Origin of the sequence: Rahnella sp. BCC 1045, from assembly GCF_019049615.1 — a bacterium.
In the GTDB taxonomy this organism is placed as follows: Bacteria; Pseudomonadota; Gammaproteobacteria; order Enterobacterales; family Enterobacteriaceae; genus Rahnella; species Rahnella contaminans.
Window position 1 is genome coordinate 105,918 of record NZ_JAFMOZ010000142.1, and the last position, 15,090, is coordinate 121,007.

11 protein-coding genes are annotated in these 15,090 nt (G+C 53.6%); 10 read left to right on the plus strand and 1 reads right to left on the minus strand.

Going from position 1 to position 15,090, the window contains the following annotated elements; all coding sequences use genetic code 11:
- The first annotated feature begins 51 nt into the window (after positions 1 to 51).
- From rlmD to queE, 6 genes are all read left to right on the plus strand, one after another.
- On the plus strand, positions 52 to 1,422 hold the full coding sequence (gene rlmD / locus J1782_RS22780; RefSeq protein WP_165061509.1) for a 23S rRNA (uracil(1939)-C(5))-methyltransferase RlmD: 1,371 nt from the start codon (positions 52 to 54) through the stop codon (positions 1,420 to 1,422).
- Between the two features lie 9 nt (positions 1,423 to 1,431).
- Entirely contained in the window at positions 1,432 to 3,669 is a 2,238-nt protein-coding gene (gene relA / locus J1782_RS22785; protein ID WP_165061511.1) for a GTP diphosphokinase, read from the plus strand.
- Positions 3,670 to 3,749: 80 nt separating this feature from the next.
- Positions 3,750 to 4,553 (plus strand): nucleoside triphosphate pyrophosphohydrolase, encoded by an 804-nt coding sequence (gene mazG, locus J1782_RS22790; RefSeq protein WP_217153951.1) that lies wholly within the window; start codon positions 3,750 to 3,752, stop codon positions 4,551 to 4,553.
- A gap of 349 nt (positions 4,554 to 4,902) precedes the next feature.
- Positions 4,903 to 6,540, plus strand: a complete 1,638-nt coding sequence (gene pyrG / locus J1782_RS22795; RefSeq protein WP_152324024.1) for a glutamine hydrolyzing CTP synthase — start codon at positions 4,903 to 4,905, stop codon at positions 6,538 to 6,540.
- A gap of 75 nt (positions 6,541 to 6,615) precedes the next feature.
- A complete protein-coding gene (eno, locus tag J1782_RS22800; protein WP_101078452.1) occupies positions 6,616 to 7,920 on the plus strand; it encodes a phosphopyruvate hydratase in 1,305 nt (434 codons plus the stop codon).
- A gap of 165 nt (positions 7,921 to 8,085) precedes the next feature.
- A complete protein-coding gene (queE, locus tag J1782_RS22805) occupies positions 8,086 to 8,757 on the plus strand; it encodes a 7-carboxy-7-deazaguanine synthase QueE (RefSeq protein ID WP_152324075.1) in 672 nt (223 codons plus the stop codon).
- Positions 8,758 to 8,775: 18 nt separating this feature from the next.
- Here the strand turns inward: queE and queD are convergent, their stop codons facing one another.
- Entirely contained in the window at positions 8,776 to 9,135 is a 360-nt protein-coding gene (gene queD, locus J1782_RS22810) for a 6-carboxytetrahydropterin synthase QueD (protein WP_120134241.1), read from the minus strand.
- A gap of 168 nt (positions 9,136 to 9,303) precedes the next feature.
- Between queD and J1782_RS22815 the strand changes: the two genes are divergently transcribed.
- The 4 genes from J1782_RS22815 to J1782_RS22830 all read left to right on the plus strand — a co-directional run bounded on the left by J1782_RS22815 (position 9,304) and on the right by J1782_RS22830 (position 14,994).
- The gene (locus J1782_RS22815) at positions 9,304 to 10,308 is read left to right on the plus strand and encodes an alpha/beta hydrolase-fold protein (protein WP_217153952.1); all 1,005 of its coding nucleotides are present in this window, start codon (positions 9,304 to 9,306) and stop codon (positions 10,306 to 10,308) included.
- Positions 10,309 to 10,653: 345 nt separating this feature from the next.
- Entirely contained in the window at positions 10,654 to 12,456 is a 1,803-nt protein-coding gene (gene cysJ, locus J1782_RS22820; RefSeq protein ID WP_165061629.1) for an NADPH-dependent assimilatory sulfite reductase flavoprotein subunit, read from the plus strand.
- Positions 12,457 to 12,495: 39 nt separating this feature from the next.
- Positions 12,496 to 14,232, plus strand: a complete 1,737-nt coding sequence (gene cysI / locus J1782_RS22825; protein WP_217153953.1) for an assimilatory sulfite reductase (NADPH) hemoprotein subunit — start codon at positions 12,496 to 12,498, stop codon at positions 14,230 to 14,232.
- A 24-nt stretch (positions 14,233 to 14,256) separates the two neighbouring features.
- Positions 14,257 to 14,994, plus strand: coding sequence for a phosphoadenylyl-sulfate reductase (locus tag J1782_RS22830; RefSeq protein ID WP_208952042.1), 738 nt, complete (start codon positions 14,257 to 14,259; stop codon positions 14,992 to 14,994).
- The last annotated feature ends 96 nt before the right edge of the window (positions 14,995 to 15,090 follow it).

Consider the following 15,090-nt stretch of genomic DNA (forward strand, 5'->3'; position numbering starts at 1 on the left):
TGGGAGAATTACCTAAAGTAAGCTTAATAAACCAGCGTGCAATCGACAATAATGGCTCAATTCTACTCTCCGAACCGCCGCGTGACGACCCGGCAAACGATAACTGTGACCGCCACCGACCTTGATGCTTTCGGGCAGGGTGTTGCGCGTCACAACGGCAAAGCGGTATTTGTCAGTGGTTTACTGCCTGACGAACAGGCGGAAGTCACTTTAACAGAAGATAAAAGCAAGTACGCCAAAGGGCGTCTGAAACGTTTGCTGAATACCAGTGCCGAGCGCGTAAAACCGCAGTGCCCGCATTATTCGACGTGCGGAGGCTGTCAGCAGCAGCACGCCAGCGAGGCGCTGCAACAGCGCAGTAAAGCGGCGTCATTGTTGCGCCTGATCTCCCGCGAAACTGGCGTGCAGGCGCAGGAACAGCCGGTGATTGCCGGTCCGCAATACGGCTACCGCCGTCGCGCGCGTCTGGGATTACAAATCGCCGGCGTTAAACCGGGACGTAAAGCCGGAACCGTGAACGGTCCGCTGGTGATGGGATTTCGTCAGGAAGGGTCGAACGATCTGGTTGCCATCACAAAATGCCCGGTGCTGCGCCCTGAACTGGAGCAACTGTTGGTGCCGGTGCAGAAATGCCTCTCCTCGCTGACGGCGGCGAAACGCCTCGGGCATCTGGAACTGGTGCTGGCGGATAATGGTCCGCTGCTGGTGCTGCGTCATCTTGATCCGCTCAGTGAAACCGATCGTGCGCGTCTGACAGCATTTGCCGCGCTACATCAGCTGACGATTTTCCTGGCGCCCGACAGTGATACGCTGGAGCGTTTATGCGGCGAGACGCCTTATTACCAGATTGAGGGTTTGAATCTGAAATTTGGTCCGCGTGATTTTATTCAGGTCAATGATGCGGTTAACCAGCAAATGGTGGCACAGGCCTTGCAGTGGCTGGAACTGACACCTGAAGATCGCGTGCTGGATTTGTTCTGCGGGATGGGAAATTTCACCCTGCCGCTGGCAAAAAGAGCTAAGCAGGTTGTCGGCGTCGAAGGTGTTGCTACACTGGTGGCGAATGGGCAAGATAATGCCCGGAATAATGGACTAGATAATGTGTCGTTCTTTCACGAAAATCTGGAAGACGATGTCAGTAAGCAACCCTGGGCGGCGCAAGGCTTCACGAAAGTCCTGCTGGATCCGGCCCGGGGCGGCGCTGCTGGCGTAATGACGCAGATTATTAAGCTTGCCCCGAGGCGCGTGGTGTACGTGTCCTGCAATCCCACGACTTTGGCCCGGGACAGTAAAATTTTGTTGGAGGCGGGTTATCGCTTAGCTCAGGTTCGTATGCTGGATATGTTCCCGCACACCGGGCACCTTGAATCGATGGCTCTGTTTATCAACCCGTCTGATACAGGCGTTGTATCAGAAACGTAGGGAGAGGGTATGGTTGCGGTAAGAAGTGCACATCTGAATACGGCTGGCGAGTTTGCGCTCGACGATTGGATCAACAGTTTAGGGCTGTCCAGCCAGCAATCATGTGAGCGTTTAGCCGAAACCTGGCGCTACTGCGAACAGCAAACGCAGGGCCATCCTGACGCGTCACTTCTGCTGTGGCGCGGTCTGGAAATGGTTGAAATCCTCTCGACCCTCAGCATGGATAACGACAGTATGCGCGCCGCGCTGCTGTTCCCGCTGGTCGATGACGGCATCATCGACGAAGAAACCCTCACGCAGCAATTCGGCAAAGGCATCACGGATTTGGTTCACGGTGTCCGTGATATGGACGCCATCCGCCAGCTGAAAGCCACACAAAACGATTCGATGGGCTCCGAGCAGGTGGATAACGTCCGCCGCATGTTGCTGGCGATGGTGGAAGATTTCCGCTGCGTGGTGCTCAAGCTCGCAGAACGTATTGCGCATCTGCGTGAAGTCAAAGACGCGCCGGAAGAAGAGCGCGTTCTGGCTGCAAAAGAATGTACCAATATCTATGCGCCGCTGGCGAACCGCCTGGGTATCGGCCAGCTCAAATGGGAGCTGGAAGATTTCTGCTTCCGCTATCTGCATCCCGACGAATACAAACGCATTGCCAAACTGCTGCACGAGCGACGTATTGACCGCGAGCAGTACATCGACGATTTTGTCTCGACCGTTAAAAATGCGATGGCGGAAGAGGGCATCAAAGTTGATGTTTATGGCCGCCCGAAACATATCTACAGCATCTGGCGCAAGATGCAGAAAAAATCCCTGTCCTTCGATGAACTCTTCGACGTGCGCGCCGTGCGTATCGTGGTGGAACGTTTGCAGGATTGCTATGCCGCGTTAGGGATTGTGCACACCCATTTCCGCCATCTGCCGGATGAGTTTGACGATTACGTCGCTAACCCGAAACCAAACGGTTATCAGTCGATACATACCGTTGTTTTGGGGCCGCGCGGTAAAACGCTGGAAGTGCAGATCCGTACCCGCCAGATGCACGAAGACGCCGAGCTGGGCGTCGCCGCGCACTGGAAATACAAAGAAGGTACCGCCGTGGTCGGTGGCCGCAGCGGTGGCTACGAAGGCCGAATTGCCTGGCTGCGTAAACTCATCGCGTGGCAGGAAGAGATGGCCGATTCGGGCGAAATGCTCGACGAAGTGCGCAGTCAGGTCTTCGACGACCGTGTTTACGTGTTTACGCCAAAAGGCGATGTTATCGATCTGCCGATGGGCTCCACGCCGCTCGACTTCGCGTACCACATCCACAGTGATGTCGGTCACCGGTGTATCGGGGCGAAAATCGGCGGGCGTATCGTGCCGTTTACCTATCAGTTGCAGATGGGCGATCAGATTGAAATCATCACCCAGAAGCATGCGAACCCAAGCCGCGACTGGCTGAATCCGAGCCTCGGTTATGTCACTACCAGCCGCGGGCGTTCTAAAATCCAGAACTGGTTCCGTAAGCAGGATCGCGATAAGAACATTATCGCCGGCAAGCAAATCCTCGACGATGAACTGGACCGGCTGGATATCAGCATCAAAGATGCCGAGAAACTGCTGCTGCCGCGCTACAACGTGAACTCGCTCGACGAGGTTCTGGCCGCGATCGGTAACGGCGATATCCGCATCAACCAGATGGTTAACTTCCTGCAATCGCAGCTGAAAAAGCCGAGCGCGGAAGAACTGGATAAAGAAGCGCTGCGCCAGCTGACGCAGAAAACCACGCCACCACCGACGCGTACCAAAGATAATGGCCGCGTCGTGGTCGAAGGCGTGGGCAATCTGATGCACCACATTGCGCGTTGTTGCCAGCCAATTCCGGGCGATGAAATCGTCGGCTACATCACGCAGGGGCGCGGGATTTCCATCCACCGCGCCGATTGTGATCAACTGGAAGATTTGCGCTCGAATGCGCCGGAACGCGTGGTAGACGCCGTGTGGGGCGAAAGCTATTCCAGCGGCTATTCACTGGTGGTGCGTGTGGTCGCGAACGACCGCAGCGGGCTGCTGCGTGATATCACGACTATTCTGGCCAACGAAAAAGTGAACGTGCTCGGCGTAGCCAGCCGCAGTGATACCAAGCAGCAACTGGCAACCATCGATATGGATATCGAAATCTACAACCCTCAGGTTCTGGGGCGCGTGATTGCCAAACTGAATCAGCTTCCTGACGTTATTGAAGCGAAGCGACTGCACGGTAGTTGATTATCTTTATCTCAAGGCCCGCCAGTCGGGCCTTTTCTATTTTTATTCCGCCAGAAAAAATTTTAAAACGGACGGGCGCCATGACTGAAACTCCTTTGCAACGTTTGCTCACCATCATGAAAACTCTGCGTGACCCCCAAGCCGGTTGCCCCTGGGATAAAGAGCAGACATTCGAGACTATCGCGCCATATACGCTGGAAGAAACCTACGAAGTGCTGGACGCGATTGCCCGCAAAGATTACGCCGATGTGCGCGACGAACTGGGAGATCTGCTGTTCCAGGTGGTGTTCTACGCGCAAATGGGCAGCGAGCAGGGATTGTTTGAATTTGACGATATCTGCAACGCCATTTCAGACAAATTAGAGCGCCGCCATCCGCAGATCTTTGGCACTGAAGCGGCCTGGTCGAAAGAGGCCAGCAGCAAAGACGTGCTGGTAAAATGGGAAGCGCGTAAGGCGCGGGAGCGGGCGGAAAAATCCCTGCATTCCGCGCTCGATGATATTCCGTCTGCTCTGCCAGCGCTGATGAAAGCACACAAAATTCAGAAGCGCTGTTCCAATGTCGGCTTCGACTGGACGACGCTCGGGCCGGTGCTCGACAAAGTGTACGAAGAAATCGACGAGGTGATGTTTGAAGCGCGTCAGGCCGTGATCGACGAGGAAAAACTGGGTGAGGAGATTGGCGATCTGCTGTTCGCGACCGTTAATCTTTCACGTCATCTCGGCCATAAAGCGGAAGATGCATTGCAGGCCGCTAACCGCAAGTTTGAGCGTCGTTTCCGGCAGGTTGAGGAGATTATTCGCAGCAAAGGGTTAAATATGGAAGACGCCACGCTAGAACAGATGGAATCTGCCTGGCAGCAGGTGAAAAAGCAGGAAGACTGAGATCGGCGAATACGACTTTGATCGGCGACAAGATCTGACAATGCTGAAACGGTTAAGCTCAGTGTCATTCAGGGGCTAAAACGCTGATCTGCGAGCATTAAAGTCCAACAAATTGAAATCTAAGATGTTTTAGTGAGTTATGCGAACAGTAATGCATGTTTTATCAGCTAACTGTTTGTTTTTGAAAGACTGAGAGGGAAGGGCTGAAAGGCAAAACCCTTCTGAACTGACGGCAAGGAAACGATGATGGACAGCAAAACGATTATTTGTGGCGCACACAAGGTTCCGGTATACTGTTTTCCCGTCTTGGTTACTCCATCATCTTTAAACCTAACCTCTCAGGTTCAGCATGACAACTAATTATATTTTTGTGACCGGCGGGGTCGTATCCTCTCTGGGTAAAGGCATTGCCGCAGCCTCTCTGGCGGCTATTCTCGAAGCCCGTGGCCTCAACGTGACCATCATGAAACTGGACCCGTATATCAACGTGGATCCGGGTACGATGAGCCCGACTCAACACGGCGAAGTCTTCGTTACCGAAGATGGCGCTGAAACCGATCTCGATCTGGGTCACTACGAGCGTTTCATCCGCACCAAGATGACTCGCCGCAACAACTTCACCACGGGCCGTATCTATTCTGACGTGCTGCGCAAAGAGCGCCGCGGCGATTATCTCGGCGCGACCATTCAGGTTATCCCGCACATCACCAACAACATCAAAGAACGCATCATTGAAGGCGGCGAAGGCCACGATGTCGTGCTGGTTGAAATTGGCGGTACTGTCGGTGATATCGAATCCCTGCCGTTCCTGGAAGCGATTCGTCAGATGGCGGTTGAAGTGGGCCGTGAACATACGCTGTACATGCACCTGACCCTGGTGCCGTACATGGCCGCTGCCGGTGAAGTGAAAACAAAACCGACTCAGCATTCTGTGAAAGAACTGCTGTCTATCGGTATCCAGCCAGACGTGCTGATCTGCCGTTCTGACCGCGCTGTTCCTGCCAACGAACGTGCAAAAATTGCGCTGTTCTGCAACGTGCCGGAAAAAGCGGTTATCTCCCTTAAAGATGTTGATTCCATTTATAAAATCCCGGCCCTATTGAAATCTCAGGGTCTGGACGACTATATTTGTAAACGTTTCAGCATCAACGCGCCGGAAGCCAATCTGTCCGAGTGGGAACAGGTTGTTTACGAAGAAGCTAATCCGGGCGGTGAAGTCACCATCGGTATGGTCGGTAAGTACATTGAGCTGCCAGACGCGTATAAGTCTGTGATTGAAGCGCTCAAACACGGTGGCCTGAAAAATCGCCTGACCGTGAACATTAAACTTATCGATTCACAGGATGTCGAAACCCGTGGCGTCGAAGTGCTGAAAGGCCTGGACGCAATCCTAATCCCGGGTGGCTTCGGTTATCGTGGTGTGGAAGGGAAAGTCGCGACAGCCCGTTATGCGCGTGAAAACAACATTCCTTATCTGGGTATTTGTCTGGGTATGCAGGTTGCGTTGATTGAGTTTGCCCGTAACGTTGCGGGTATGGATAACGCCAACTCAACGGAATTTGTGCCAGACTGTAAGTTCCCGGTAGTCGCCCTCATCACTGAATGGCGCGATGAAGAAGGTAACGTCGAAGTACGTTCCGAAGACAGTGATTTAGGCGGAACCATGCGTGTAGGTGGTCAGCAATGTCACCTGAACGAGGGTAGCCTGGTTCGCGAGATGTACGGCGAGCCGACAATAGTTGAACGCCATCGTCACCGTTACGAAGTGAACAATATGCTGCTGAAACAAATCGAAGCCGCAGGTTTACGCGTAGCCGGTCGCTCTGGCGATAAGCAACTGGTGGAAATTATCGAGCTGCCAAACCATCCGTGGTTTGTTGCTTGCCAGTTCCATCCAGAATTTACGTCTACGCCGCGTGATGGTCATCCGTTGTTTGCAGGCTTCGTGAAGGCTGCCGGTGAGTATCAGAAGCGTCAGGTAAAATAAAATACAGGGGAAACGACGTGTCGCAGATGCGTCGTTTGTCTGAAGCTTTAGTTAACTTGTACTGAGGAAATCCTAATGTCCAAAATCGTTAAAGTCATCGGTCGCGAAATCATCGATTCACGTGGTAACCCGACTGTAGAAGCTGAAGTTCATCTGGAAGGTGGTTTTGTTGGTCTGGCTGCTGCGCCATCAGGTGCTTCTACCGGTTCCCGCGAAGCGCTGGAACTGCGTGACGGTGACAAATCCCGTTTCCTGGGCAAAGGCGTTCTGAAAGCCGTTGCTGCTGTTAACGGTCCAATTGCTCAGGCTGTATTGGGCAAAGACGCAAAAGACCAGGCTAACATCGATAAAATCATGATCGACCTGGACGGTACCGAAAACAAATCTAACTTCGGTGCTAACGCGATTCTGGCTGTTTCCCTGGCTGCTGCTAAAGCGGCTGCTGCTTCTAAAGGTCTGCCACTGTACGCTCACATCGCAGAACTGAACGGTACCCCAGGCAAATACTCTATGCCACTGCCTATGATGAACATCATCAACGGCGGCGAACACGCTGATAACAACGTTGATATTCAAGAGTTCATGATTCAGCCTGTTGGCGCGAAAACGCTGAAAGAAGCCATCCGTATGGGTTCTGAAGTTTTCCACACCCTGGCTAAAGTTCTGAAATCTAAAGGCATGGGTACTGCTGTTGGTGACGAAGGTGGCTACGCGCCAAACCTGGGTTCTAACGCAGAAGCTCTGGCTGTGATCGCTGAAGCGGTTAAAGCAGCAGGCTACGAACTGGGCAAAGACATCACCCTGGCGATGGACTGTGCGGCATCTGAGTTCTACAAAGATGGCAAATACGTTCTGGCTGGCGAAGGCAACAAAGCATTCACTTCTGAAGAGTTCACTCACTTCCTGGAAGACCTGACTAAACAGTACCCAATCGTTTCTATCGAAGACGGTCTGGACGAATCTGACTGGGCTGGCTTTGCTTACCAGACTAAAGTTCTGGGCGACAAAATCCAGCTGGTGGGTGACGATCTGTTCGTAACCAACACCAAGATCCTGAAAGAAGGTATCGACAAAGGTATCGTTAACTCCATCCTGATCAAATTCAACCAGATCGGTTCACTGACCGAAACTCTGGCTGCGATCAAAATGGCTAAAGATGCTGGCTACACTGCCGTTATCTCTCACCGTTCAGGCGAAACTGAAGATGCAACCATCGCTGACCTGGCGGTCGGTACTGCTGCTGGCCAGATCAAAACCGGTTCTATGAGCCGTTCTGACCGTGTTGCTAAATACAACCAGCTGATCCGTATCGAAGAAGCGCTGGCGGCACAGGGTACTCCTGCTCCGTTCAACGGTCTGAAAGAAGTTAAAGGTCAGTAATTACTGCCCTGTAACGCTTTCTTAAAAACCCGCTCCGGCGGGTTTTTTTATGCCTGAAAAATGGTGTCGGGCAAATCTGCCATACTCATTTACAGCACAAGTTTGGCCTCACCCGTCTTATCTGTGATAATGCGCGCTGATTTTTTAGAGATGACTGAGAAAACGATGCAGTACCCGATTAATGAGATGTTCGAAACCCTGCAAGGGGAAGGTTATTTTACCGGCGTGCCGGCGATTTTTGTGCGCCTGCAAGGCTGCCCGGTGGGTTGCAGCTGGTGCGACACCAAACACACCTGGGATAAAATTGCCGATCGGGAAGTCGATATGCAGCGCATTCTGGTCAAAACCGAAGAGAGTGATGCCTGGGGTAACGCGACGTCAGAACAGTTGCTGGACGTCATCGCACAACAGGGTTACACCGCCCGTCACGTGGTGATCACCGGCGGCGAGCCGTGCATTTATGACCTGACCGAGCTGACCTCTTTGCTCGAGAAAAACGGCTTCAGTTGTCAGATTGAAACCAGCGGCACGCATGAAGTGCGTTGTTCAGTGAATACCTGGGTCACCGTTTCACCTAAAGTGAATATGCGTGGCGGGTACGACATTCTGCCGCAGGCGCTGAAACGTGCTGATGAAGTGAAACATCCGGTGGCGCGTCAGCGTGATATCGACGCACTGGAAGCATTGCTGGAAACGCTGACCGACAGCAAATCACGCATTATCGCGTTGCAGCCTATCAGCCAAAAAGAAGAAGCCACCAGACTGTGCATTGCGACCTGCATTGCAAAGAACTGGCGGCTGTCGATGCAGACCCATAAATACTTAAATATCGCCTAAATAGCGATATCGGGTGGATCAGCCTTTATAGACGCAACCCGCTGTGCATGTTTCTTTCACGCGCACGGCGGAAAGCAAAGGCAGCTTCGGCTTCATCTCATTCCAGATCCATTCCGCCAGCACTTCGCTGGTTGGGTTTTCCAGGCCCGGAATATCATTCAGATTATAATGATCGAGGCGGTCCAGCGTCGGGTTGAATGCAGCTTTCAGATCGGCGAAATCCATTACCCAGCCTGTGTGCGGATCCACTTCACCGGTGATTTCTATACGAACGGTAAAAGAGTGGCCATGCAACCGGCCGCATTTGTGTCCGGCAGGGACGTGCGGTAAATGGTGTGCGGCTTCGAACTGAAAATCTTTAAATAATGTGGTGGTCATGAGGCTGTCTCGTTGCTCGAAAAAACGCGGCATAGTACCGGAATACCGGCTTACGTGCCATGACTTAACTGCGCTTTTCTTCACCAAATCCTGACTTTTACTCTCTTTACTCCGCCCGCATTGCTGGCTTACAGTGAGCCGGTAGAAACTAACCTGTTGAGATAGTGAATGATTACTGTGCTTCGTTGCGCTGTTCTGGCGCTGTTGTTCTCTGCCAGCGTGCAGGCAGAAACCACGGCTCCCGCACAGGAAGCCGCGCCCGCCGCGGCTAAAACCGTTCAGCCTGCGGCAAAAGTGCCACCGGTCGCCAAAACGGCTATACCGAAAGCTCCGCTGATATTCCCGCCGGGTGCCGGTGTCATGCATGTTCCTCTGGCTCAGAGTAAAAAGACGCTGGAAGTCTTCACCTACCAGCCCGCAGAGGCTGATGAAAATACGCCGGTAGTGATGGTCATGACCGGCGTTGACCGCAACGCGGCAACCTACCGTAATGACTGGATAACCGTTGCAGATCAGTATCATTTGCGCGTTATCGTGCCGCATTTCAGCGAACAGGAATTCCCGGGCGCGGCGGGGTACAACCTTGGAAATCTGGTGGACAGCAAAACGCACCGCCGTCTGCCTAAATCTCAGTGGGCGTTCAGCATGGTCGATAATCTGTTTACGACGTTGCAAAAGCAGGGCGTGACTGGCCAGAAGCAATACTATTTGTTCGGGAACAGCGCGGGCTGCCAGTTCGTTCACCGCATGCTGACGTTATTGCCTGAGCCGAATGTCAAAGCTGCCGTCTGCGCTGCGGCAGGCTGGTGGACATTGCCGGATACCGATCAGCGCTGGCCGTATGGTTTGCGTGAAGCGCCAGTGGCGGTAAACCAGCAACAGCTCAATGATTATTTTGCGAAACCGGTGCTGATTGCCGTGGGCGCTGAAGATGACGATCCGGAAAATCATCTGCTGCGTAAATCCAAACAGGCGATGGCGCAGGGGACCAACCGGCCGGAACGTGCAGAAAGCTATTTCACCACATCCCAGCAGCGTGCCGAACAGAACAATACGCCGTTCAACTGGCACTTTATGGACCTCTCTGACATCGGCCACAGCGGCAGTAAAATGTCGGTCTTTGCCGCCGGCCAGTTTGCGTGGTTCGAGCAGCATAACGCCTTCCATCTCTGAGACTTGAGCGTAAAAGCCGTGTTCTGAAAAAATTTCATCACCCCGCTCCGGCGGGGTTTTTCTTTTACTTTCCGTCACTTTGAAAATGCCCGCGAAGTGTGTGGGAAATTTCATAGCGATTTCAGTACGATAAAAAACTCCCTTTACCACTTTTTCAGATAGAACTTACCGCTAAATCCTCTTAGTCATTTTGGTTATTTATTATTTCCATCACTTCTTTAATTGTTATTATCCGGCTCGTTAACCTTACACTTTCTGAAGGTCTTTTCCGCGCGTAGGTATCCCCTGAAAGCCGCTGAAGGCCGGATTGATGACTGGCTTATGCATAAGGGAATTCGTACTGCGATGACGACTCAGGCTCCTCCAATTTCACTGCTCCCGCTGACCCCCGAGCAACTGGCACGACTTCAATCGGCAACGAGTGATTATTCACCGACTCAGATGGCCTGGCTTTCCGGTTATTTCTGGGGGATGGTTAACCAGCAACCGGGCGCTGTGGCCGCGCCGGCACCGGTGCCGGCAGCAGCATCGATTACCTTGATTTCTGCCTCGCAAACCGGCAATGCCCGCCGCGTGGCCGAACAGTTACGTGATGACCTGATTGCCGCAAAACTGAATGTGAATCTGGTGAATGCCGGTGATTACAAATTCAAGCAAATCGCGCAGGAAAAACTGCTGCTGATTGTGGCGTCGACGCAGGGCGAAGGCGAGCAGGCGGAAGAAGCCGTCGCGCTGCATAAATTCCTGCAATCCAAAAAAGCCCCAAAATTCACGGACACGGCTTTTGCGGTGTTCGCGCTTGGCGATACCTCTTATGAGTTCTTCTGCCAGGCCGGTAAAGACTTCGATACGCGTCTGGGCGAACTGGGCGCGGAGCGTCTGTTAGACCGCGTAGATGCGGACGTTGAATATAAAGAGACTGCCGCCGGATGGCGCAAGCGCATAGTTGAAGTGCTGAAACAGCGCGTACCAGCAGACACTTCCGCGCATGCCGCGCCGACGCTGGCGGGCAGTGTAAATCAGATCGACAGCAGCCCGTATACGAAAGAAGCACCGCTGACGGCGACGCTTGCGGTGAACCAGAAAATCACCGGCCGCGATTCGGATAAAGATGTGCGTCATCTGGAAATCGATCTCGGTGATTCTGGTCTGCGTTACCAGCCGGGCGATGCGCTGGGGATCTGGTTTGAAAACGATCCGCAGCTGGTGCAGGAAGTCGTGGAACTGCTGTGGCTGAAAGGCGATGAGACGGTCGGCATCAACGGCAAATCAATGCCGCTGTCTGAAGCCCTCCAGCATCATATCGAGCTGACGCAAAACACCACGCCAATCATTGAGAAATACGCCGCGCTTTGCCGCGATGAGCATCTGACCGGATTGCTGGCCGACAAACCTGCGCTTTTGCAATACGCGCAAACCGTGCCGTTTGTTGACATGGTGCGCCGGGCACCGACTGAACTCGACGCTCAGCAACTGGTGGATTTACTGCGTCCGCTGACGCCGCGCCTGTATTCGATTGCCTCGTCACAGGCCGAAACCGAATCCGAGGTGCATATCACCGTTGGCGTTGTGCGTTATGACATTGATGGCCGTCCGCGTTCCGGTGGAGCATCAGGTTATCTGGCTGACCGTCTGGAAGAAGACGGCGAGGTGAAAGTCTTCATCGAGCACAACGACAATTTCCGTCTGCCAGCTAATCCTGAAACGCCGGTCATTATGATCGGGCCGGGCACCGGGATTGCGCCGTTCCGCGCGTTCATCCAGCAGCGTGATAACGACGGGGCCAGCGGCAAAAACTGGCTGTTCTTCGGCAATCCGCACTTCACCGACGATTTCCTTTATCAGGTGGAATGGCAGCGCTACGTGAAAGACGGCCTGCTGACCCACATCAGTCTGGCGTGGTCGCGTGACCAGGCGGAAAAAGTTTACGTACAGGACAAGCTGCGCGAGAGCGGCGCTGAAGTCTGGCAATGGTTGCAGGAAGGCGCGCACGTCTATGTTTGCGGCGACGCCAACCGTATGGCGAAAGACGTAGAGCAGGCGCTGCTGGAGATTATTGCCGAATATGGCGTGATGGATCTGGAAACCGCCGACGAATATCTCAGCGAGTTGCGTCTGGATCGCCGCTATCAGCGTGACGTTTACTAATCTGGCGTTTATAAAAATTAGAGCGATGAGTAAAAACTTATGAGCAAAAAGTTGTGGAGTGAACTCAATCCCGGCCCCGGTCCGCTGATTGTCGATGTGCCTCTGGCCGACGCCGAACGCCTGAAAAAGGAAAGTCATTTCCTGCGCGGAACCATTGCCGATGATTTAAAAGACGGCCTGACCGGCGGTTTCAACGGTGACAATTTCCTGTTGATCCGTTTCCACGGCATGTACCAGCAGGACGACCGCGATATTCGTGCTGAACGTGCTGAGCAAAAGCTGGAGCCGCGTCACGCCATGATGCTGCGTTGCCGTCTGCCGGGCGGGGTGATGACGCCTTCGCAATGGCTTGGCATCGACAAATTTGCCGAAGACAGCACGATCTACGGCAGCATCCGTATTACTAACCGTCAGACATTCCAGTTCCACGGCATTCTGAAACCGAACGTAAAACCGGTGCATCAGTTGCTGAATAAACTCGGCCTGGATGCACTGGCGACCGCCAACGACGTTAACCGTAACGTGCTATGTACGTCGAATCCGGTGGAGTCTGAACTGCATCAGGAAGCGTATCAGTGGGCGAAGAAAATCTCCGAACATCTGCTGCCGCGCACCCGTGCTTACGCCGAAGTCTGGCTCGATCAGGAAAAAGTCGAAACCACTGACGAAGAGCCGATTCTGGGCGCGACTTATCTGCCACGTAAATTCAAAACCACCGTGGTGATCCCGCCGCAAAACGATGTTGATCTTCATGCGAACGATCTGAACTTCGTGGCGATTGCTGACAACGGTAAACTGATCGGTTTTAACGTACTGGTCGGCGGCGGTCTTTCTATCGCACACGGCGATAAAGCGACTTACGCCCGTACCGCCAGCGAGCTGGGCTTTATCCCGCTGGAGAAAACGCTGGCCGTAGCCGAAGCCGTGGTGACCACGCAGCGGGACTGGGGTAACCGTACCAACCGTAAAAACGCCAAAACGAAATACACGCTGGAACGCGTTGGCGTGCCGGTATTCAAAGCTGAAGTGGAAAAGCGCGCGGGAATTCAGTTCGCTGAAATCCGCCCTTACGAATTCACCGGCCGCGGCGATCGTATCGGCTGGGTGAAAGGCATCGACAAACAGTGGCACCTGACCCTGTTTATCGAAAATGGCCGTATTCTGGATTATCCGGGCAAGCCGCTGAAAACCGGTCTGGCAGAAATTGCTAAGATCCACAAAGGCGATTTCAGGCTAACTGCTAACCAGAACCTGATCGTGGCCGGTGTCGCCGAAAAAGACAAAGACGCGATAGAAACGCTGGCGCGTAATCACGGCCTGATCGACGACGGTGTTACAGAGCAGCGTAAAAATTCAATGGCCTGCGTGTCTTACCCGACGTGTCCGCTGGCGATGGCGGAAGCTGAACGTTTCCTGCCGGAGTTTGTGACCAAAGTGGAAGGCATCATGCACGGTCATGGCGTAGGCGATGAACACATCGTTCTGCGCGTGACGGGCTGCCCGAACGGTTGTGGCCGTGCACTGCTGGCGGAAATTGGTCTGGTGGGCAAAGCCCTCAACCGTTATAACCTGCACCTCGGCGGTAACCGCGCCGGGACGCGCATTCCGCGGATGTACCGCGAAAATATTTCAGACGCAGAGATCCTGACAATCATCGACGAACTGGTAGGGCGCTGGGCAAAAGAGCGCGAAACTGGCGAAGGTTTTGGTGATTTCGTGATCCGCGCGGGGATCATCAGACCGGTGCTTGATCCGGCCCGTGATTTCTACGATTAACCGTTACGACTGACAGGAGGCACCATGAGTTCATTGAATCTGACTCTGGCCGAACTGAACGACATGCCGAAGTCCGGACAGGCCCTGGCGCTGGCGGAAATTAACGTCAGCCTTGAAAAACTGTCTGCACAGGAGCGTGTGCAGTGGGCACTGGAGAATATGCCCGGTGAATTTGCGTTGTCCTCCAGCTTTGGTATTCAGGCGGCCGTGAGCCTGCATCTGGTGACGCAGCAGAAACCGGACATTCCGGTGATCCTCACGGATACCGGTTATTTGTTCCCGGAAACCTACCAGTTCATTGATTCGTTAACTGAGCAGCTCAGCCTGAACTTGCAGATCTTCCGTGCGGAGCAATCGCCTGCCTGGCAGGAAGCGCGTTACGGCAAACTGTGGGAGCAGGGCGTCGAAGGCATTGAGAAGTACAACCACCTCAATAAAGTTGAGCCGATGAATCGTGCGATTCAGACGCTCGGCGTGCAGACCTGGTTCGCCGGTCTGCGTCGCGAACAGTCCGGCAGCCGTGCGCATCTCCCGGTTCTGGCGGTTCAGCGTGGTGTGTTTAAAATCCTGCCGATCATTGACTGGGATAACCGTCAGGTCTTCCAGTACCTGAAAGAACATGGCCTCAGCTACCATCCACTGTGGGATCAGGGCTATCTTTCCGTCGGCGATACCCATACCACGAAAAAGTGGGAAGAAGGGATGAAGGAAGAAGAAACGCGTTTCTTTGGGCTTAAACGAGAGTGCGGCCTGCACGAGTAAATCCCCGTCATACTTCGAGTTGCAGATGCGTTGGCTGCGTGCACTTACCCCGGTCACATGGTTATCTATGCTCAAGGGGATGCGTTTACTTGCCGC

Bases quoted from the DNA above. Each gene is read 5' to 3' on its own strand.
- rlmD (WP_165061509.1), top strand. From the start codon at position 52: ATGGCTCAATTCTACTCTCCGAACCGCCGCGTGACGACCCGGCAAACG.
- relA (WP_165061511.1), top strand. From the start codon at position 1,432: ATGGTTGCGGTAAGAAGTGCACATCTGAATACGGCTGGCGAGTTTGCG.
- mazG (WP_217153951.1), top strand. From the start codon at position 3,750: ATGACTGAAACTCCTTTGCAACGTTTGCTCACCATCATGAAAACTCTG.
- pyrG (WP_152324024.1), top strand. From the start codon at position 4,903: ATGACAACTAATTATATTTTTGTGACCGGCGGGGTCGTATCCTCTCTG.
- eno (WP_101078452.1), top strand. From the start codon at position 6,616: ATGTCCAAAATCGTTAAAGTCATCGGTCGCGAAATCATCGATTCACGT.
- queE (WP_152324075.1), top strand. From the start codon at position 8,086: ATGCAGTACCCGATTAATGAGATGTTCGAAACCCTGCAAGGGGAAGGT.
- queD (WP_120134241.1), bottom strand. From the start codon at position 9,135: ATGACCACCACATTATTTAAAGATTTTCAGTTCGAAGCCGCACACCAT.
- J1782_RS22815 (WP_217153952.1), top strand. From the start codon at position 9,304: ATGATTACTGTGCTTCGTTGCGCTGTTCTGGCGCTGTTGTTCTCTGCC.
- cysJ (WP_165061629.1), top strand. From the start codon at position 10,654: ATGACGACTCAGGCTCCTCCAATTTCACTGCTCCCGCTGACCCCCGAG.
- cysI (WP_217153953.1), top strand. From the start codon at position 12,496: ATGAGCAAAAAGTTGTGGAGTGAACTCAATCCCGGCCCCGGTCCGCTG.
- J1782_RS22830 (WP_208952042.1), top strand. From the start codon at position 14,257: ATGAGTTCATTGAATCTGACTCTGGCCGAACTGAACGACATGCCGAAG.